The 19,464-nt window shown below is 45.7% G+C and carries 11 protein-coding genes, 2 tRNA genes, 1 rRNA gene and 2 pseudogenes; 2 read left to right on the plus strand and 14 right to left on the minus strand.

Annotated features, from left to right (window positions below; genetic code table 11):
• Positions 1–274 precede the first annotated feature (274 nt).
• The 10 genes and pseudogenes from G5S32_RS13645 to trxA all read right to left on the minus strand — a co-directional run bounded on the left by G5S32_RS13645 (position 275) and on the right by trxA (position 8,402).
• Positions 275–350: transfer RNA gene (locus G5S32_RS13645), tRNA-Ala, on the minus strand.
• A gap of 35 nt (positions 351–385) precedes the next feature.
• A tRNA-Ile gene (locus G5S32_RS13650) sits at positions 386–462 on the minus strand.
• 68 nt (positions 463–530) lie between these two features.
• A 16S ribosomal RNA gene (locus tag G5S32_RS13655) occupies positions 531–2,073 on the minus strand.
• Positions 2,074–2,548: 475 nt separating this feature from the next.
• Positions 2,549–3,262 carry an NAD(P)H-flavin reductase gene (gene fre / locus G5S32_RS13660; RefSeq protein ID WP_165312475.1) on the minus strand — a complete coding sequence of 238 codons (714 nt, stop codon included), beginning with the start codon at positions 3,260–3,262 and terminating at the stop codon, positions 2,549–2,551.
• A gap of 33 nt (positions 3,263–3,295) precedes the next feature.
• Complete coding sequence (locus tag G5S32_RS13665) at positions 3,296–3,565, minus strand: 2Fe-2S iron-sulfur cluster-binding protein (RefSeq protein WP_165312476.1); 270 nt, start codon at positions 3,563–3,565, stop codon at positions 3,296–3,298.
• Positions 3,562–3,954, minus strand: a pseudogene (locus G5S32_RS21715) (4-hydroxy-3-polyprenylbenzoate decarboxylase); the annotation flags it as partial. The gene G5S32_RS13665 and the pseudogene G5S32_RS21715, both read right to left, overlap by 4 nt.
• Positions 3,930–5,415: pseudogene (gene ubiD, locus G5S32_RS13670) on the minus strand (4-hydroxy-3-polyprenylbenzoate decarboxylase); the annotation flags it as partial. The pseudogenes G5S32_RS21715 and ubiD, both read right to left, overlap by 25 nt.
• A 104-nt stretch (positions 5,416–5,519) precedes the next feature.
• Positions 5,520–6,512, minus strand: a complete 993-nt coding sequence (locus G5S32_RS13675) for a hypothetical protein (protein WP_165312478.1) — start codon at positions 6,510–6,512, stop codon at positions 5,520–5,522.
• A 107-nt stretch (positions 6,513–6,619) separates the two neighbouring features.
• A complete protein-coding gene (gene rho, locus G5S32_RS13680) occupies positions 6,620–7,879 on the minus strand; it encodes a transcription termination factor Rho (RefSeq protein WP_165312805.1) in 1,260 nt (419 codons plus the stop codon).
• 196 nt (positions 7,880–8,075) lie between these two features.
• Entirely contained in the window at positions 8,076–8,402 is a 327-nt protein-coding gene (gene trxA, locus G5S32_RS13685; protein WP_165312479.1) for a thioredoxin TrxA, read from the minus strand.
• Positions 8,403–8,514: 112 nt separating this feature from the next.
• On the opposite strand from trxA, the gene rhlB reads away from it, so the two are divergent.
• Positions 8,515–9,819, plus strand: a complete 1,305-nt coding sequence (gene rhlB, locus G5S32_RS13690; protein ID WP_165312480.1) for an ATP-dependent RNA helicase RhlB — start codon at positions 8,515–8,517, stop codon at positions 9,817–9,819.
• Between the two features lie 7 nt (positions 9,820–9,826).
• Entirely contained in the window at positions 9,827–11,320 is a 1,494-nt protein-coding gene (gene gppA / locus G5S32_RS13695; protein WP_165312481.1) for a guanosine-5'-triphosphate,3'-diphosphate diphosphatase, read from the plus strand.
• Between the two features lie 315 nt (positions 11,321–11,635).
• On the opposite strand, the gene G5S32_RS13700 is transcribed toward gppA, so the two are convergent.
• The 4 genes from G5S32_RS13700 to G5S32_RS13715 form a co-directional block, all read right to left on the minus strand.
• Positions 11,636–12,334, minus strand: a complete 699-nt coding sequence (locus tag G5S32_RS13700; RefSeq protein WP_207621587.1) for a response regulator — start codon at positions 12,332–12,334, stop codon at positions 11,636–11,638.
• Positions 12,324–13,931, minus strand: coding sequence for an ATP-binding protein (locus G5S32_RS13705; RefSeq protein WP_165312482.1), 1,608 nt, complete (start codon positions 13,929–13,931; stop codon positions 12,324–12,326). Before G5S32_RS13705 ends, G5S32_RS13700 begins: the two co-directional genes overlap by 11 nt.
• Before the next feature lie 442 nt (positions 13,932–14,373).
• Positions 14,374–15,690 carry an anaerobic C4-dicarboxylate transporter gene (locus tag G5S32_RS13710; RefSeq protein ID WP_165312483.1) on the minus strand — a complete coding sequence of 439 codons (1,317 nt, stop codon included), beginning with the start codon at positions 15,688–15,690 and terminating at the stop codon, positions 14,374–14,376.
• A 257-nt stretch (positions 15,691–15,947) separates the two neighbouring features.
• The gene (locus G5S32_RS13715) at positions 15,948–19,382 is read right to left on the minus strand and encodes a hybrid sensor histidine kinase/response regulator (protein WP_165312484.1); all 3,435 of its coding nucleotides are present in this window, start codon (positions 19,380–19,382) and stop codon (positions 15,948–15,950) included.
• Positions 19,383–19,464 lie beyond the last annotated feature (82 nt).

Consider the following 19,464-nt stretch of genomic DNA (forward strand, 5'->3'; position numbering starts at 1 on the left):
AGGTTTAGTTGTCTCTCATTATTTGAATGAGCGAGAGACATTTCGATTTTGCCGGACTCAAATATGAATACTTACTTATAAAGTAAGATTCCCAAGAACACTTGAATGTGTATTGGTACCTAATCACTCTTTATTAAGAGAAATTAGGATTTGAGAACTTTTAATAAATAACAATTCAATCAAAAATTGTTATTTGTCAGCTTTCCAAATTGTTAAAGAGCAAGTTTTCTATTGAAAACCATTTTTAAAAGCACTCATCGAATGCACTTAAAGATGGTGGAGCTATGCGGGATCGAACCGCAGACCTCCTGCGTGCAAGGCAGGCGCTCTCCCAGCTGAGCTATAACCCCATCAGGTGTCGATACTTCAATTTCACAAGGAATATTGGTGGGTCTGAGTGGACTCGAACCACCGACCTCTCGCTTATCAGGCGAACGCTCTAACCACCTGAGCTACAGACCCAGTATCGTCTCTTAAACTTACTTAAACCTAATCAATCTGTGTGGACACTCATCAAGAGAATCTTTACGTAAGGAGGTGATCCAGCGCCAGGTTCCCCTAGCGCTACCTTGTTACGACTTCACCCCAGTCATGAACCACAAAGTGGCAAGCGTCCTCCCGAAGGTTAAACTACCTGCTTCTTTTGCAGCCCACTCCCATGGTGTGACGGGCGGTGTGTACAAGGCCCGGGAACGTATTCACCGTGACATTCTGATTCACGATTACTAGCGATTCCGACTTCATGGAGTCGAGTTGCAGACTCCAATCCGGACTACGACGCACTTTTTGGGATTCGCTTACTCTCGCAAGTTCGCTGCCCTCTGTATGCGCCATTGTAGCACGTGTGTAGCCCTACTCGTAAGGGCCATGATGACTTGACGTCGTCCCCACCTTCCTCCGGTTTATCACCGGCAGTCTCCCTGGAGTTCCCGACATTACTCGCTGGCAAACAAGGATAAGGGTTGCGCTCGTTGCGGGACTTAACCCAACATTTCACAACACGAGCTGACGACAGCCATGCAGCACCTGTCTCAGAGTTCCCGAAGGCACATCAACGTCTCCGTCGACTTCTCTGGATGTCAAGAGTAGGTAAGGTTCTTCGCGTTGCATCGAATTAAACCACATGCTCCACCGCTTGTGCGGGCCCCCGTCAATTCATTTGAGTTTTAATCTTGCGACCGTACTCCCCAGGCGGTCTACTTAACGCGTTAGCTCCGAAAGCCACGGCTCAAGGCCACAACCTCCAAGTAGACATCGTTTACGGCGTGGACTACCAGGGTATCTAATCCTGTTTGCTCCCCACGCTTTCGCATCTGAGTGTCAGTATCTGTCCAGGGGGCCGCCTTCGCCACCGGTATTCCTTCAGATCTCTACGCATTTCACCGCTACACCTGAAATTCTACCCCCCTCTACAGTACTCTAGCTTGACAGTTTCAAATGCTATTCCGAGGTTGAGCCCCGGGCTTTCACATCTGACTTAACAAACCACCTGCATGCGCTTTACGCCCAGTAATTCCGATTAACGCTCGCACCCTCCGTATTACCGCGGCTGCTGGCACGGAGTTAGCCGGTGCTTCTTCTGTAGGTAACGTCAAACAATGCCGCTATTAACGACACTGCCTTCCTCCCTACTGAAAGTGCTTTACAACCCGAAGGCCTTCTTCACACACGCGGCATGGCTGCATCAGGCTTGCGCCCATTGTGCAATATTCCCCACTGCTGCCTCCCGTAGGAGTCTGGACCGTGTCTCAGTTCCAGTGTGGCTGATCATCCTCTCAGACCAGCTAGGGATCGTCGCCTTGGTGAGCCCTTACCTCACCAACTAGCTAATCCCACCTAGGCATATCCTGACGCGAGAGGCCCGAAGGTCCCCCTCTTTGGCCCGTAGGCATCATGCGGTATTAGCTATCGTTTCCAATAGTTATCCCCCACATCAGGGCAATTTCCTAGGCATTACTCACCCGTCCGCCGCTCGCCACCCAAGGAACAAGTTCCTCTGTGCTGCCGCTCGACTTGCATGTGTTAGGCCTGCCGCCAGCGTTCAATCTGAGCCATGATCAAACTCTTCAATTTAAGATTTTGTCGACTCAACGAATACTGATTCATATCTTACGATATGTGAATTGACTGTGCTCGATACCGAAGTATCAAATTGGTCACTCAGTTCATTGAAATCTAAATTTGAAGCCGAAGCTTCTAATTGATTTTCATCAACGAGTGCCCACACAGATTGATAGGTTTAAATTGTTAAAGAGCGGTGCTTCTAAGAAGGTTTCTTCTCGAAGCGGAGGTGCATTCTAGCGAGATAATTGTCAGTGTCAAACACTTTTTCAAATTTTCTTTTTAGAAGTCTTATCCTCTTCCAACACTAGCTGAAGCCTTGCGACGTCTGCCGTGTCAGTGAGGCGGCATTATAGGGAGGAATTAAAACGGCGCAAGTGCTTTTTTGAAAAAAATAGAAAAAACATCTCGTTCGTTCAAGAAAGCAGCAAAAATAACAAAAAGAGGGCTTTTAGCCCTCTTTTTTATCTGTAATTCAGTAAAGTTTTTATATAAATGCGTATGCATCTGCGAACATTCTTTCACTCAGTGCTTGTTTATTCTGAGTAAATTGTTCTCTCGCAGCGCCCGCCATTTCAAAGCGTCCCGCAATATAGATATCAAAATCAGCTAGAGAATCGAAATCAGCGCTGATTGCTTGCAGCACATTACCTACTTTTCCTTGCCAGTTTTTGCCAGTTTCTTCAACTACTGGAATAAAATGAACATTTTTATGTTCTGCGGCAATTTGCTCTAGCTCGCTCAAAGCATAAAGTTGGCTTTCGTCTCTAGCGCCCCAGTATAAATAGATAGGGTTTGCTTTGTTCTGAGCAATACAGTGATCCAAAATAGAACGAACGTAACTAAAACCTGTACCACCAGCGATGAGTAATACTGGTCGTTCGCTGTCTTCTTTTATCCATGCATCACCGTGTGGAGCATCAATTTCAATATCCGTTTGCTTTTCTAGTGCTTTACGCATCAGTTGAACAACTTCAATTGCGTAAGCATTATGTTCAGCAGCACCGATATGTAACTCAAGTTCTCCTTCATGACGACAAGGGCTGCTCGCGATGGAGAATGGACGCTTATCTTTTTCGCCCATGACAACCATTAGATACTGACCTGCTTTAAAAGATACAGGCTGTTCTGGATGAAGCAGGATCTGATAAGTATTACTGGCTAAAGACTGTATCGACTTTACTTTACATTTTATGGTCATGTTTATCCTTCTTACTTACTCTGCAAAAGTAGCTTACTCTGCAAAAGTAAGAACTAAATGACTTTCAGCTATAGCTTGGCAGGGAAATATCCATCCTTCAGCTTGCTCTTTCTCTGTAAGCATAGGCTCTAGATGATAACTGATATCCCCTTCCACTTTTCGGCACAGGCACGCAGCACATGCACCCACTTGGCAACGATGAGGAAATGGAACTTGCTGATTGAGCGCAGCTTCCAATATCGTTTGCCCTTTTTCAACTTCAAACTGAAGTTCGCTTGGCAGCAAACGGACAGTAAAAGTCATAGAATGCCTAATTCATCCCAGATGGCATCAATTTTCGCTACCAACTGAGGATCTTTGTGAATAGGTGTTCCCCATTCACGTGACACTTCACCTTCAAACTTATTGGTCGCGTCCAAACCTAACTTGGACACGGAACCATTGTTTGCCGCAATCTTATAAGTATCGCGAGCGGGATCCATTCTGGTTGTAATAGCCCAGATAATATCATTCCAATCACGAGCGTTCACATCGTCATCACATAATACGACGAATTTGGCGTCAGTGTACTCTGCCAAAAAGCCCCATACCGCGTCTAACAACGCTTTTGATTCGCCGCTGCCATATTTACGCATCGAAATGATCACTATGCGATTTTCTGTCGACGGTGGGAAATAGATGTCTTCGATTTGCGGATGGCGACGTTTGAACTCCTCTATATCCGCTTCTGTTATCTCATGCGGTGTTCTGACTTCGACGTTAGCAGTCATCGCCAGTTCAGCATCCCATTTTATTGTTGCATCTAATCCCATTTTGGAACCAAGACCCGCGACCGGCGAAGCAAAATCTAATGAGTCAATAGGCGTGTTCTCAATCATTAGAGTATCGCGTATCGGATCCATATGTTCGCACATCGCTTTAGTAACAGAATTCCAATCACGTGCATTCACACTTTCATCGAGAACGACCACGTACTTGGTGTACATGAACTGACGCAAGAAAGACCATACGCCCATCATGACCCGTTTAGCGTGACCCGGATATTGCTTCTTCATTGTCACTACGGCCATTCGGTAGGAGCAACCTTCTGGCGGCAGGTAGAAATCAACGATTTCAGGGAACTGCTTTTGCAAAATGGGAACAAAGACTTCGTTCAGTGCCACGCCAAGAACGGCGGGCTCATCTGGCGGACGTCCTGTGTACGTACTGTGGTAAATAGGTTTGTTGCGCATAGTAACATGCGTAACTGTGAATACATGGTGACGTTCTACTTCATTATAGTAGCCCGTGTGGTCACCATAAGGCCCCTCATCAGCGTATTCATTGGGATCGATATAGCCTTCCAATACAATCTCAGCACTGGCTGGTACTTCTAAATCATTACTGACCGATTTCACCACTTCGGTCTTGCTGCCACGCAGTAAACCAGCGAACGCATATTCGGATAGTGTGTCAGGTACAGGTGTTACCGCACCTAAGATAGTGGCAGGATCTGCACCGAAGGCGACTGAAACAGGAAAACGCTCTCCTTGGTTAGCTTCCATCCACTCTCTGAAGTCTAGGGCACCACCACGGTGAGCCAGCCAACGCATAATGATTTTATTCTTGGCAATTTTTTGTTGACGATAGATACCGAGATTCTGGCGTTTCTTGTTTGGACCACGTGTAATGGTTAAACCCCAAGTGAGCAGAGGCGCTACATCATCCGCCCAGCAACTCATCACAGGTATCTTATCCAAGTCGACTTCATCACCCTGCCAGATAATGTCCTGACATGGTGCTTTACGTAACCTTTTGGCAGGCATGTTCAATACTTGCTTGAACACGGGCAACTTATCCAGAGCATCACGGAACCCACGAGGCGGTTCAGGCTCTTTCAGATAGGCCAACAATTTTCCAACTTCACGTAAATCTTGAACACTCTCGCGCCCCATACCGATAGCCACCCGCTCAGGTGTACCAAACAAGTTGGTGAGAACAGGGACATCGTAACCAATTGGGTTTTCAAAAAGTAAGGCGGGACCTGCTTGACGCAAGGTTCGGTCACTGATTTCCGTCATTTCATAATGCGGATCAATGGGATGAGTAATACGTTTGAGTTGTCCGTGCGCTTCTAGATGCTCAAGAAAATCACGTAAGTTTTTAAAGCTCATAGCTGCTCTGTAGATGATTAAACTGCGCGCAGTATAACAAAAACAATGTGCTATCGGTTTCTCTTTTATTCAAACTGACAACTGACGGGCACAGAGGATACTTGTTACGGAGTTAAAACTTGTAAAATAGCTTGGCTTTCAACCCGGCGATTATTGTTAAGCAGCTCTTTCAACCAAGGTTGATACCCCTGCTCCGCCAGTGCTTGTGCCACAATCGGTGCATCTGCCGAATTTTCCAAACGTTTTACCAAGAACTGTTTCACCTCATTAGAAAAAGGTTTGGGGATCTTGACTAAACACTGTAATGCGTTGGTTGCCAATCTTGGATTATCTGCTGCCAGCATAATTTGTTGGATGGAAAAATCATCTCCTCGCTGAGCGAGACGTTCTAATTCTTGCTCAACATAAAAGTCAGCACGCATCAGCCATAACAATTTATATAGAGGAGCATAACCTGTTACCTGTGCCATTTTGACCATTACCGTTGAAGAAGGTAACCAACTGACCACTTTCACATCGGTTAACTGTTTAACCAGTTGGTGCTGAACTTTATCAGACAAATGAACAAATTCACTCAGCAGTAAGTCTTCACGTTGCTGTACCAAGTAGTCAGGACCAGTTAGCCAATCTTGCAAGTTCAACTCACCACCTTCCGCTTTAAGCATAAAACTAACCACACTCTGATCTTTCTTCCATTGCTTAGTCAGTCGGTGGGCAATTGCTATGTAATCGAACGCGGGAACGGAAAACTCATACCCTTGTCCTTTCTCTAATACTTGATAAACAGGGACAATGTTTTTCTGTTTTTCCACAAATTGGAATAAGTTTTCAGATAGGGAAACTTGATGCTGCTCTAAGTGCTGCAACAATAAAAAGCGCGCAGCTTCCTGTTGCGGCAACGAGATACGTTCCACAGCAAACGAAAGAGCATCGATATCGTCTTTTATCGCCAAATCGACCAACTCAGAAACTTTCTGTTGTAGCTGATTATCTTGCAACAGCTTTTGCTGGCTGGTTGATGAAACTTCAACAGCGGAAGCTGGTGTCCAAGCAAATAAAAGAGAGAGGAATAAACTAAACAACAGTCCTTGTTGCATATTAACCTCCTGTTAACATTCCCCGTAATTGTCGTGCGGTTATGAGGAGAATGCAAACAAAAACACCACCCAATGGGTGGTGCTTCAAAATAATCAATGTTTATTCATTACTGACGGCGCATTGCGTCGAAGAATTCATCATTGGTTTTGGTCATCGCAAGCTTATCGATGAGGAATTCCATTGCGTCGATTTCGCCCATTGGGTGAACGATCTTACGCAGAATCCACATTTTTTGTAGTTCGTCTGTCTTAGTTAACAACTCTTCACGACGAGTACCTGAACGGTTGAAGTCAATCGCAGGGAAAACACGCTTTTCTGCAATCTTACGGTTCAAGTGCAGTTCCATGTTACCTGTACCTTTGAACTCTTCGTAAATGACTTCATCCATTTTAGAACCCGTATCAACCAGCGCTGTAGCGATGATAGTTAAGCTACCACCTTCTTCTACATTACGAGCTGCACCGAAGAAACGTTTTGGACGGTGTAATGCGTTAGCGTCCACACCACCAGTAAGAACTTTACCTGATGAAGGAACAACCGTGTTGTAAGCACGCGCTAGACGAGTGATAGAGTCAAGCAGGATAACTACGTCTTTCTTGTGCTCAACAAGACGTTTTGCTTTCTCGATAACCATTTCTGCAACTTGAACGTGGCGAGATGCTGGTTCATCAAACGTTGAAGCAACCACTTCACCTTTTACCAAGCGTTGCATCTCAGTAACTTCTTCTGGACGTTCGTCAATAAGAAGTACCATCAATTCACACTCAGGGTGGTTGCTAGCAATACTTTGGGCGATGTTTTGTAGCAACATAGTTTTACCCGCTTTTGGCGGAGCTACAATCAAACCACGTTGACCTTTACCGATAGGAGAAGCAAGGTCAAGAACTCGTGCCGTAATGTCTTCTGTCGAGCCATTACCACGCTCCATTACCATACGCTCATTAGCGTGTAGTGGAGTTAAGTTCTCAAATAGAATTTTGTTACGCGCGTTATCAGGTTTATCGTGGTTAACAGTGTTCACTTTCAATAGTGCAAAGTAACGTTCACCTTCTTTTGGCGGGCGAATTTTCCCTGCAATCGAGTCACCTGTACGTAGGTTAAAACGACGAATTTGGCTTGGAGATACGTAGATATCATCTGGGCCAGCAAGATATGAACTATCTGCGCTACGCAAGAAACCAAAACCGTCTTGAAGAATTTCCAAAACACCGTCGCCGAAGATATCTTCACCGCTCTTGGCGTGCGCTTTTAAAATAGCGAAAATAATGTCTTGTTTTCTTAGACGCGCAAGGTTTTCGAGGCCTAGGCTCTCACCAAGTTTGACAAGATCAGCTACGGGTCTGTTCTTCAGTTCTGTTAGATTCATTGTGGTGGATACTTGTTTAGTCAAAATAGGATCTATTTTCTAGTTAAGATGGATTTGGTCGTAGGACTGACCAAGAAGTGAACACTTGTTTAATTTACGTGCAATAAACTAGCACTAAATATTAGCCTAGTCTAGAAATTGTTTTTTTCAAAAACAAAACCGTACATATTTCTATGTACGGTAAAGTTAAGGCGAATTATAGATTTGCGTCCAAGAACTCTTTTAGTTGAGTTTTAGACAGCGCACCTACTTTAGTCGCTGCTACGCCACCATCTTTAAATAGCAGAAGCGTAGGAATACCACGAATACCGAACTTAGGTGGTGTGCCTGCGTTGTGGTCGATATTCAGTTTACCGATAGTGAGCTTACCTTCGTATTCTTCTGCGATTTCATCAAGAATAGGCGCGATCATCTTACAAGGGCCACACCATTCTGCCCAAAAATCCACTAGAACAGGGCCTGCAGCTTTGATTACATCGTTCTCAAAACCATCATCAGATAGCTGCAAAATTTTATCACTCATCTTCCACTCCAATGTGTTTTTTCTGAACTGGTTGCATACTAACCAGTAAATAGATGCTCTATTGGAATGTATTTACTTCCGTAATGCAAGTGGAAGCTGATATTCTATAGACATGAAAAAGACACATATCACAGAGCAAAAATTCGCTAACTTGGATTTACATCCCCAAGTCATTGAAGGATTGGAAAAAAAAGGGTTCGAATATTGTACCCCTATCCAAGCATTAGCGTTGCCGGTACTGCTCACCGGCCAAGACATTGCAGGCCAGGCCCAAACGGGAACTGGTAAAACCATCGCGTTTCTTGCTGCGACTTTTAACCATTTGATGAAAACACCGGAAGTTGAAGGCCGTAAAGCTACTCAGCCACGTGCGATTATTATGGCTCCGACGCGTGAACTCGCGATTCAGATCTATAACGATGCTGACACGTTAGCTGAAAGCACGGGTCTAAAAGCTGCGCTGGCTTATGGTGGTGAAAGCTACGATAAACAGCTTGGCAAACTTCAAGAAGGTGTAGATATCCTGATCGGCACAACTGGCCGCATCATTGATTTCTACAAACAACGTGTTTTCAACCTGAACAACATTCAAGCGGTGGTTCTGGATGAAGCCGACCGTATGTTTGATTTGGGATTCATTAAGGACATCCGTTTCTTATTCCGTCGGATGCCTGAGCCAAAAGATCGTCTGAACATGCTGTTCTCGGCAACATTGTCATACCGAGTTCAAGAATTGGCATTCGAACACATGCACAACCCTGAGCATGTGGTGGTTGAGCCTGAGCAAAAAACAGGTCACCGCATTAAAGAAGAGCTGTTCTACCCTTCAAACGAACACAAAATGGCACTGCTACAAACTCTGGTTGAAGAAGATTGGCCAGATCGCGCAATCATTTTTGCTAATACCAAACACCGTTGTGAAAACATCTGGGGTGCACTTGCTGCTGATGGTCACCGCGTAGGTTTGCTAACAGGTGATGTTCCGCAGAAAAAACGTGAGCGTATTTTGGAACAGTTTACTCAAGGTGAAGTCGATATTCTTGTTGCTACAGACGTGGCAGCTCGTGGTCTGCATATCCCGCAAGTAACGCACGTATTTAACTACGATCTGCCTGATGACTGTGAAGATTACGTTCATCGTATCGGTCGTACTGGTCGTGCCGGCGCAAGCGGTAACTCGATTTCGTTTGCTTGTGAAGAGTACGCGATCAACTTAACTGCAATTGAAGAATACATTGCACATTCGATCCCGGTGTCCGATTACGACCCAGCAGCGCTACTGACGAATTTGCCGAAACCGTTAACACTTCGCTCATCGTCACCACAGCGCCGTACCAACACAGGTGGTTCTCGCAACAACGGAAATCGTAAACCACAAAGACGCCCACGCGCACCTCAAAAGCAAAAGGATTCGTAATTCATCTATGAGCCAAACTGTTTCTTCACCGTTATATGCCGCGATAGATTTAGGCTCTAACAGCTTTCACATGCTGATAGTTCGCCATGTCGACGGTAGTGTTCAAACCATGGCTAAGATAAAGCGAAAAGTACGTCTTGCTGCCGGTTTAGATAACAATAACGCGTTAAGTCATGAAGCCATGCAACGCGGTTGGGATTGTTTAAGTTTGTTTGCTGAACGCTTACAAGACATCCCACAAGAGAACATTCGTATCGTAGGTACAGCGACACTGCGTACTGCGACGAATATCAATGTATTCCTAGTCAAAGCGAATGAAATTCTAGGACATACCATTGAAGTCATCTCTGGTGAAGAAGAGGCTGCCACTATCTATAAAGGCGTCGCACATACCTCCGGTGGGCTTGGGCGTCGCTTAGTGGTGGACATTGGCGGAGCCAGCACCGAAGTGATTATCGGTGAAGGCTTTGAAGCAAAAGCGTTAACCAGTTTAAAGATGGGGTGTGTAACTTGGCTTGAACGTCATTTTAAAGACCGTCAGCTCAACATCACCAACTTTGACAACGCGATAGATGCAGCGAAAAAAGGCTTAGCTCCCATTTTGCAACAATACACCCAGTTAGGTTGGGACGTGTGTGTGGGAGCAAGTGGTACAGTTCAGGCTCTACAAGAGATCATGTTGGCGCAGGGGATGGATGAAGTCATCACTTTGGCTAAGTTAAATCGTCTCAAGAAGCAGGCTATGCAGTCTAATCATCTTGAAGAGCTTGAAATCGAAGGACTAACTCTCGAGAGAGCGTTAGTTTTTCCTAGCGGTTTATCGATTCTGATCGCTATTTTCGAATCGTTAAACATTGAATCTATGACACTGGCCGGTGGCGCTCTGCGCGAAGGCTTGGTCTACGACATGATGAAAGACTTGCGCCAAGACGATATTCGCTTGCGCACTGTTCATAGTGTCCAAACTCGTTATCAGATTGACCAATGTTATGCTCAGCAAGTTTCAGACCTTGCAAGCAAGCTACTTGCTCAGTGTGGTGGTCACGAGTGGATTGCTGAGCCGCAAGCGGAAATGTTATTGCTTACTGCGGCGCAACTGCACGAAATTGGCTTATCCATTGATTTCAAAAAAGGTGGTGAGCACAACGCTTACCTACTGCAAAATCTCGATTTACCGGGTTTTACTCGCGCACAAAAGCATTTGTTGGCAGAGCTAACCAGACGCTACCGCGAACAGTTAACCACGCTACCAGAACAACATGCACTGTCAGCAACCAGCGGTAAACGCGTTTTACGCCTTTTGCGTTTAGCCGTACTGCTGAGCCACCGTCGTTGTGTGGATTTAGAACCGAGTGCCGAGATCTCTGCTGATGGGGATGAACTGACACTGTCTATCGAGAAGCAATGGCTGCAAGACAATCCATTAACACGTGCAGAGCTTGAACTTGAAGCGAACCGTCAAACGGATCTCGGTTGGCCTTTGTCAATTGAGATGGTGTAAACCCCTGACTCCTCCTCAACTTAACTATCTTTTAGTTGCAAATCTTTGCTCCTCCCCTTTCGAAGGGGAGATACCCTCTTTCTCCTCCCCTTTCGAAGGGGAGGCTGGGTGGGGTTGCTTTCACTGCACTTAATTAAGATTGCCGTGATTAATCAGTTCGGTGCACTTCAACCCCCTCTAACTCCCCCTCATCTGAGGGGGAGAACCAAAAGAAAAATGCTTTATCTATTTGTGACTAAGAGACAGCTCTAACTCCCCCTTGATAAGGGGGAGAACCAATGACTCCTTCTCCTCTCCGTTTCAAGGAGAGAACCTTCACTCAATAAGCTTATACAAACGTCTCGGACGCCCACCAGTGGTGTAATCCAACTCTAAACGTAACACACCTTCCAATTCCAGGAATTCCAGATACCGTCTTGCTGTAATACGGCTGAAATGCATTTTTTCACCGATAAATTCACAGGAAAAAGTATTCGGACGTTCACGCTGCAAATAAGCCTTTAGTGACGACAGTGTGACTTCATCTATGCCCTTTGGTGTCTGGCGTACATTGCTTAGCGACGATTTATGTAACAGCAAGTCAATATCCATCTGATCGACTTCGTTATTGTTAAGCAGTGTTTGACGATACTGCTGGTAGTCTTGTAGAGATTGCACCACTCGTGACATACGTACCGGCTTGACCAAATAATCACGAACTCCAAGCTGGATGGCTTTCTCAATAGTGCGGCTCTCACGTATACCTGAAAGCATAATAAAATGACTCTCTACGCCTTTATCTCGCCACTGTCTAACCTGCTCAATACCACTGCCATCCGGTAAAGTAATATCAACAAACACTAAATCAGGTCGAAACAGCTCAAATTGCATTCTCGCTTCAAGACAGGTTTCACAAGCCGCAACCACATTAAATCCTTGTTGTTGATTAATGGTCGACTCCAGAGCATAACTCGCGCGCAAATCGTCTTCTAAAATCATCACTTGAATATCGTTGCTCTGAATTTCATGACTCATAGATACACTCTTTTTTGTCCAGATAAACGCTAAATGCCGTAGTATGGTTGCCACTTCTTTCCCAATCAATACTACCGTTTAAATACTCCACCAGTTGATTGACCAAATACAAACCAATGCCACAAGTTTCATCACCTTGTTTACTGCTTACGCCAAAATCTAAAATTTTGTCTTCTAAATGAGGAGGAATACCACTACCGCTGTCTTCCACTTCAATAATGATGTGTGGCCCTCTATCGCTAATATATAACGACACCAGCGGCGCTACCTGCTTACGGTTCTGCCAAGCAGCAAGCAGAGCATTATCAATCAAATTGGCGTTAATTGTGACCAGTTTTTCCGCAATATTGCGATCATAAATGGCTAAACTGCTGTCTTGATCAACGGTGAATTTCACCCCCATCTCTTCCGCCTTATTAAATTTGGCGAGTAGAATCCCAGCCACCGCACTATCGGCAATGGTGCGGACAATGCGATTAACCACCAATTGGTAGCGATCCGTCTCTTGCTGAACAAATTCAATCGCTTGTTGGTAGTTCTCCATTTGCAACATACCAGAGAGGACATTAAGACGGTTAGAGTACTCATGGGTTTTGCTGCGTAGCAAACTAGAGTAACTTCTGAGATAAGCCAGTTCTTTTTCCATTTCATTAGGCGTGAGATTAACAAAGAACGCCATCACGTAACCACTAAACACCTTACCGATATTGAGTGGATAAATATTGACATGATGATTGACATTACCAAGCGTAACCTCATGTTGTGAAAAGACTTTATCGCCATCTAACAACAAGTGATTCAAGGTTGAGGAATAGCGGCTCAAAGGGTGGCGAACATACTCATGACGCTCAAACTCTCGCATCGACAACACCTGACAGGCACTGTCATTAATCATGGTGATGTGCATATTTTTATCCACCACCACAATGCCATCACGAATCGAGTTAAACACCAGTTCATATTCTCGAAACTTGTTGACGATGAATTCCGGTTCGTAATCAAAAAAGGTCTGTTTGAACTTATAACGATAGGCGCTAATACCGCAGAGTCCGAGCAGATAAACCGCGGCAATTAATAACCCAATTTGTAATCGTTCATGCAAGATGACCGATGACACTTTATCGGCCAGATAGCCGATACAAACGACACCAATCACCTCGCCATTACGTTCAATAGCCGAAAAGTTACGTACTGCTAACCCCAATGAGCCAGTAGCAAAAGTGCTGTATTCACCACCGTCGCGAAGTGCGGGATAAATGTCATCGCCAATAAAGGTGTTGTTGAGACGTTCAGTATTAGGATGACTTAAACGCAGAGCTTGCTTATCCACCACCACAATATATGAGGCATCGGTACGCTGGCGGATGCTTTCAATATAAGCATTGAGGTTAGAAATCGTAGGGTTTTGATTGTGCTGTTCAACTGCGGTAATCACATGCGGATCATGGGCAATAACTCGTGCCAATTCTAATCCACGCGCACGCAAGCCATCATGGTAAGACACTTGTAATAAATAGAAGATCACCAAAGTAACCACTACCACGGTGGCAGAAGAAGCTGTGATGGTACTTAAGGTAATATAATTTTTTAACTTCATCTGCTCACCAGGCTCGCGCATTTTCAGCAATGCTCAAACTACTTGGAGTTGCAGGTAGGCGGCAAGTAAGTGAATCCCCATGAGCATAGATATACTATGCGATCGGGGTGAACGAACGTGGCCCCCATACCAAAACATAAAGTGCTGCAGCTTCAAGTAGGAAGAGTATATTAGCTACCATGCTAAGCCTGTGATTGTAAACCACGTTCAAAACAGAAGTTGATCGCAGCCACAGCTAAGTGGTGAATAGATGAGAGTAATATCGAACAATCAGTGAAATGGCACCAGCCTCTTAGTCACAAGTCTTTACTCCTCCCCTTTTCAAGGGGAGGCTGGGTGGGGTTATTTCACGGAAGCTTCATCAGTTGTGACAAGTTCTGTGAAAGCACCCCCTCAAACACCCCCTTGATAAGGGGGAGAACCAAAAGAACAGTGATGAAGATTAGTTAATCGCCATCGAGATGAAGTAACCGACCACTGTAGCGGTTGATACCCCAATAAATCCAGGCAGAATGAAACTGTGGTTAAGTACATACTTACCAATTCGAGTCGTACCTGAGCGGTCAAAAGTAATCGCCGCTAAGTCACTTGGGTAGAATGGGAAGAAGAAGTATGCATAACACGCAGGCAACACACCAATCAGTACTTTAGGCGGAATACCCAGAGCAAAACCAAGTGGCAACATGATGGTTAACACCGCCGCCTGACTTTTCAAGAAAATTGATGTACCAAACATAGCAAGTGCAAACGCCCATGGGTGTGCGCTGACTAAATCACGAATCGAATCCACAAGGAAGGTTTTGTGGTGAGTGATAATAGTGTCACTTAACCAAGCAATACCGAAAATAATGATCACCGCAGTCATACCGGCGATAAACACGTTACCGTTAACAATTTTCTTCGGTTGAATCTTAGTCGATACCAGAATGATGGCACCCACAGACAACATCAGGAACTGAATCGCCACTGACATTGAAACGCCTTTCGGTAGCAGATTTAAATCTTTACCAAACATAGCGACGAAAATAACAGTCAGGATACCAGCAAGGAAGATACCCAGACCTTTCTTCGCCGTGCTGCTGATTTTGTCATCGCCCATCGCTTCTTTATCTTGTAGCGCAGCAACGAACTCAGGATCTTTACAACGCTCAGCAAATTCAGGGTCTTTATCTAAATCTTTACCGCGTTTTAAACTCCAGGTACAAGCCACCAGCACACCGATAAGCGTTGCAGGAATTGTCACACTAAGAACATCAACCAAGTTGATATCAACATGATTCGACGTTGCCGTTGCCATCATAACCGCCGCTGCTGCTGCAATAGGGCTTGCAGTAATACCCATTTGCGAAGCAACGGATGCAATCGCCATTGGACGTTCAGGGCGAATACCTTTGCCATAAGCCACATCATAAATAACAGGTAGTAGCGGATAAACTGAATGTCCTGTACCAACCAAAACCGTCAAAGTGTAAGTACAAAGTGGGCCTAAAAATACGATTTGGTTTGGATGCTTACGCATTAATTTTTCAGCGTATTTAACCAGTAATTTTAAACCACCCGTCGCTTCTAATGTTGCAGAAGCAGCAACAACCGCTAGGATAATTAGCATTACATCAACTGGTGGTTTACCCGGTGCGACACCGAACACAAAGGCCATAACGCTGACCCCGAAACCACCTAACAGACCAAATGCCACCCCTCCGTGCCGGATCCCAATAAATATTATCGTTAACAGCAGTGCTAAATGGACATAAAACATAGCTCATTCCCTCTAATTATGTGAATCGAAGTTGTTGTTACTAACGAAGATTCACTGTTGTAGTTTTAATTGATTTTAGAGTATCAAGTTAAAGCCACATGTTTTCTGAGGAGATGACTAAAGTAACTAAAGGAGACTTTTGTAACTTTTGTTAACACTAAAGGGGTAGCTAGTATCCTATCTCTTAGTCACAAGTCTTTGCTCCTCCCCTTTCGAAGGGGAGGCTGGGTGGGGTTGCTTTCACCGCAATGAATATATCAGCCAATTCGATTAAGTAATGCCCGCAGTTTGAGTGGTTTCACGGGCTTAGCCATAAAACTAAAGCCGTTGGATTTAATCCCTTCCAAGATATCAGGGCTGCGATCGGCACTCACTATCACCCCTTCGAAACAATCGCCAAGACGCAAACGACACTGCTGCAAAACTTCTAAACCTGTGCGACCGTTATCGAGGCGGTAATCAGAGAAAATCACATCTGGAATCCACTGATTATCCAAAGCTTTCATACTCTGTTTGATATCCAGTGCCGTTTTCACTTCACATCCCCAACGTTCCAGCAAGGTCTGCATACCCACTAAGATGTCTTGCTCGTTATCCACACACAACACACGTAAGTGAGCCAAGTCATGCACCGCTTCTAATGCTACTGCTTTTTGTGGTACCACCTGAGCGGCTTCAGCCTTGTCTAAGGTTAGCGAGAACACACTGCCTTGATCCGGCCAAGAACGCATCGAAATTTCATGTCCGAGCACAAACGCAATCCCTTTTGATATCGCAAGACCTAAGCCTAATCCTTGGTCTGAACGTACCTGACTACCGCGGTTGAACTCTTCAAAGATCTCTTGCTGCTTGTCTTCTTCAATGCCGATACCGTTGTCCCAAACATCGATACGCACTTTATCTGCCACTCTTCTTACCCCGAGAACGACTTTTCCTTTCGGGTTGTAACGGAAAGCGTTAGTTAAAAAGTTCTGAATCACTCGGCGTAGCAACTTAGGATCAGAGTGAACATAGAGTGACGATGGTACAGTACTGAAGTTAATTCCCTGCTGACGTGCCAAAGCTTCAAATTCCGCTTTTAAATTGGCAAGCACATCATTCACTTTAAAGCTCTGCAAATTCACTTCGAGTTTGCCAGACTCCAAACGGGAGATATCCAGTAAATCGCCAATCAAATCTTCTGCGGCACTAAGCGCACTTTCAATATGGCGTGACAAACGCTTAGATTCCTCTTCCTGCGCGACCTCTGAGAGTGACGATGCGAACAACCTAGCCGCATTAAGCGGTTGCATCAAATCATGGCTTACAGCCGCTAAAAAGCGCGATTTGGATTGAGACTCTTGCTCGGAACGCTGCGTCGCAGACACCAATTTTTTATTCAGCGTTTCCAGTTCTCGCGTCCGTTCTAGTACCCGTTCTTCCAAGTTTTCGTTAGCTTCTTGCAGCGTACGTTCGGCATCGCGGAAAACCGTGATATCGGTAAAACTCATGACAAAACCACCGCCCGGCATAGGATTACCTTGCACTTCAATCACGCGACCGTCGGGGCGAATACGCGAAGAGGTGTGACGCGTTCCTTGTTCTAAGTGATACACCCGACGACGCACATGCTCTTCTGGGTCACCCGGGCCACACAAACCTTGCTGGGCGTTATGACGAATCACATCCGCTATTGGTCTACCGACTTGTATCAGACCCGGAGGGAAATCAAACAGCTCTAAATACCTTTGGTTCCAAGCTACTAGCCTGAGTTGTTTATCCACTACCGCAATACCCTGACCGATGTGTTCTATCGCTCCTTGAAGCAAGCCGCGGGTAAAGTCATAAAGCTCAGAGGCCTCATCAACAATCGTCGCCACCTCTTCCAACTGCATATTGCGACCTTGCAAGGCGGAAGTGAGCACTAACTTGGCCGAAGAAGCACCAAACACCCCCGCCAGTACACGTTCGGTATGACGAATCAAGGTCGCTGGCGCTTGTTGATTGGGCATTAAGGTTTCACGTTGCTGATCCCAATACTGACCAAAGGCCGCGCGCACTCTCTGACGCCCAACAAAACGCGAAGCAAGCATTTCAAGCTCCGCAACCGTGACGCGACTCTGATACAAACTGATGTTTTCGTTTTCCGGCAGTGGCGTGCCGACAAAAGAGGCCGACTGTAAGCGCTCACTTAGACTTGAGCGTGTCGCAGTGGAAACCGCCACATAACAGAGCGTGTTTAAAGAAACGCTGAGCAACATGCCCCAGTCCGAACTTTCTAACCCCATGTTGCCGAGAAACTGCGGCGGAGTGATGACCCACAGCAGCACGTTACTCTCATGGTCGCCCGCCAACATATTGGTCGCACTCATCAGAGTAATCAGCCACAAGGTGAAACCCACCAGCAAACCAACGTAAACACCTTTACGATTACCCTCTCGCCAGTACATACCGCCAATCAATGCCGGCGCAAATTGGGTAATCGCCGAGAAAGACAAGAAACCAATCGCCGACAGTGACGGAATGGTATCGAGAACCAGATAAAAACCCCATGCGCCAAGCAACAGCAGCAAGATTAAAGTGCGGCGAATAATCACCAGCAGACCGGAAAAGTGACGGTGATTGCGCTGCGACAAACGCATACGACGAAGTAGTAAAGGCATCACCAAATCGTTAGATGCCATGATGGCCAAGGCGATGGTGGATACAATCACCATGCCTGACGCTGCGGAAGTACCGCCGAGAAATGCTAATAAAGCAATATCATTGGCACCTACAGCAACCGGCACACTAATCACAAACGTATCTGGCGAAGTGCCGCTTAATAAGCTCTGCCCTACCCAAGCGATAGGCAGAACAAAAATCCCCATCAAAATGAGGTAGGAAGGAAATAACCAACGCGCGGTGTGCAAGTCCTGTGCACGCTCATTTTCCACCACCATGGTATGAAACTGACGAGGCAGACAGATGATGGCTATCATAGTCAAAATGGTGTGAACAAATAGCGTCGGCCAGTTTGGTGCCTGATAGGTTTCTCGCGCCACATCCAACAGTGCGACATCTTGCCCTCGCAGTGCGAGGTAAAGAATGAACATACCAACCACAAGAAACGCAACCAGCTTAACGATGGATTCAAAGGCAATAGCCATCATCATACCGCGGTGGTGTTCAGTATTATCAATATGGCGAGTACCAAACAGCATGGTGAACAACGCCAAAGCCAACACCACAAACCAGGAGACGCTCTCGTCTTGATAGCCCAGTTGAGTACTGAGATCCGGAGCCACAATATTAAGCCCCATAGTGATGCCACGTAGCTGCAACGCGATGTAAGGCAGGATCCCCGCTACCGCAATAAGAGTGACAGCAACCGCTAACCCTTGAGATTTTCCATAACGTGCGGCGATGAAGTCCGCGATAGAGGTAATGTGTTCCCGTTTAGCGATCAGGATAAGACGAGCCAGTATTCGCCAGCCAAGGGTAAACACAATAATAGGGGCAATATAAATCGGTAGAAATGACCACGGGTTCTGGCTAGCTTGACCCACTGTACCGTAGAACGTCCATGAGGTGCAGTAAACCGCAATCGATAGGCTGTATATCCAAGGCCGCCATTTCGCGAGCCAACGAGTTTGACGATCGCCATACCATGCGATGAGAAACAGCACGCCTAAATAAGCGAGTGAGACTGGAACCACCAACCAACCCTGCATTCGACTTCCCTATTCCCTGTGAAAGTGAGTGATTCCCCCGCTATTTAGAATCTCTCTTCAATATGCTGTTGATTCTCCCCCC

It is taken from the genome of Vibrio ziniensis (assembly GCF_011064285.1).
GTDB lineage: Bacteria > Pseudomonadota > Gammaproteobacteria > Enterobacterales > Vibrionaceae > Vibrio > Vibrio ziniensis.

Coding starts and splice junctions, on each gene's coding strand:
- trxA (WP_165312479.1), bottom strand. CDS start 8,402: ATGAGTGATAAAATTTTGCAGCTATCTGATGATGGTTTTGAGAACGAT.
- rhlB (WP_165312480.1), top strand. CDS start 8,515: ATGAAAAAGACACATATCACAGAGCAAAAATTCGCTAACTTGGATTTA.
- gppA (WP_165312481.1), top strand. CDS start 9,827: ATGAGCCAAACTGTTTCTTCACCGTTATATGCCGCGATAGATTTAGGC.
- G5S32_RS13705 (WP_165312482.1), bottom strand. CDS start 13,931: ATGAAGTTAAAAAATTATATTACCTTAAGTACCATCACAGCTTCTTCT.
- G5S32_RS13675 (WP_165312478.1), bottom strand. CDS start 6,512: ATGCAACAAGGACTGTTGTTTAGTTTATTCCTCTCTCTTTTATTTGCT.
- G5S32_RS13715 (WP_165312484.1), bottom strand. CDS start 19,382: ATGCAGGGTTGGTTGGTGGTTCCAGTCTCACTCGCTTATTTAGGCGTG.
- rho (WP_165312805.1), bottom strand. CDS start 7,879: ATGAATCTAACAGAACTGAAGAACAGACCCGTAGCTGATCTTGTCAAA.
- fre (WP_165312475.1), bottom strand. CDS start 3,262: ATGACCATAAAATGTAAAGTAAAGTCGATACAGTCTTTAGCCAGTAAT.
- G5S32_RS13710 (WP_165312483.1), bottom strand. CDS start 15,690: ATGTTTTATGTCCATTTAGCACTGCTGTTAACGATAATATTTATTGGG.
- G5S32_RS13700 (WP_207621587.1), bottom strand. CDS start 12,334: ATGAGTCATGAAATTCAGAGCAACGATATTCAAGTGATGATTTTAGAA.
- G5S32_RS13665 (WP_165312476.1), bottom strand. CDS start 3,565: ATGACTTTTACTGTCCGTTTGCTGCCAAGCGAACTTCAGTTTGAAGTT.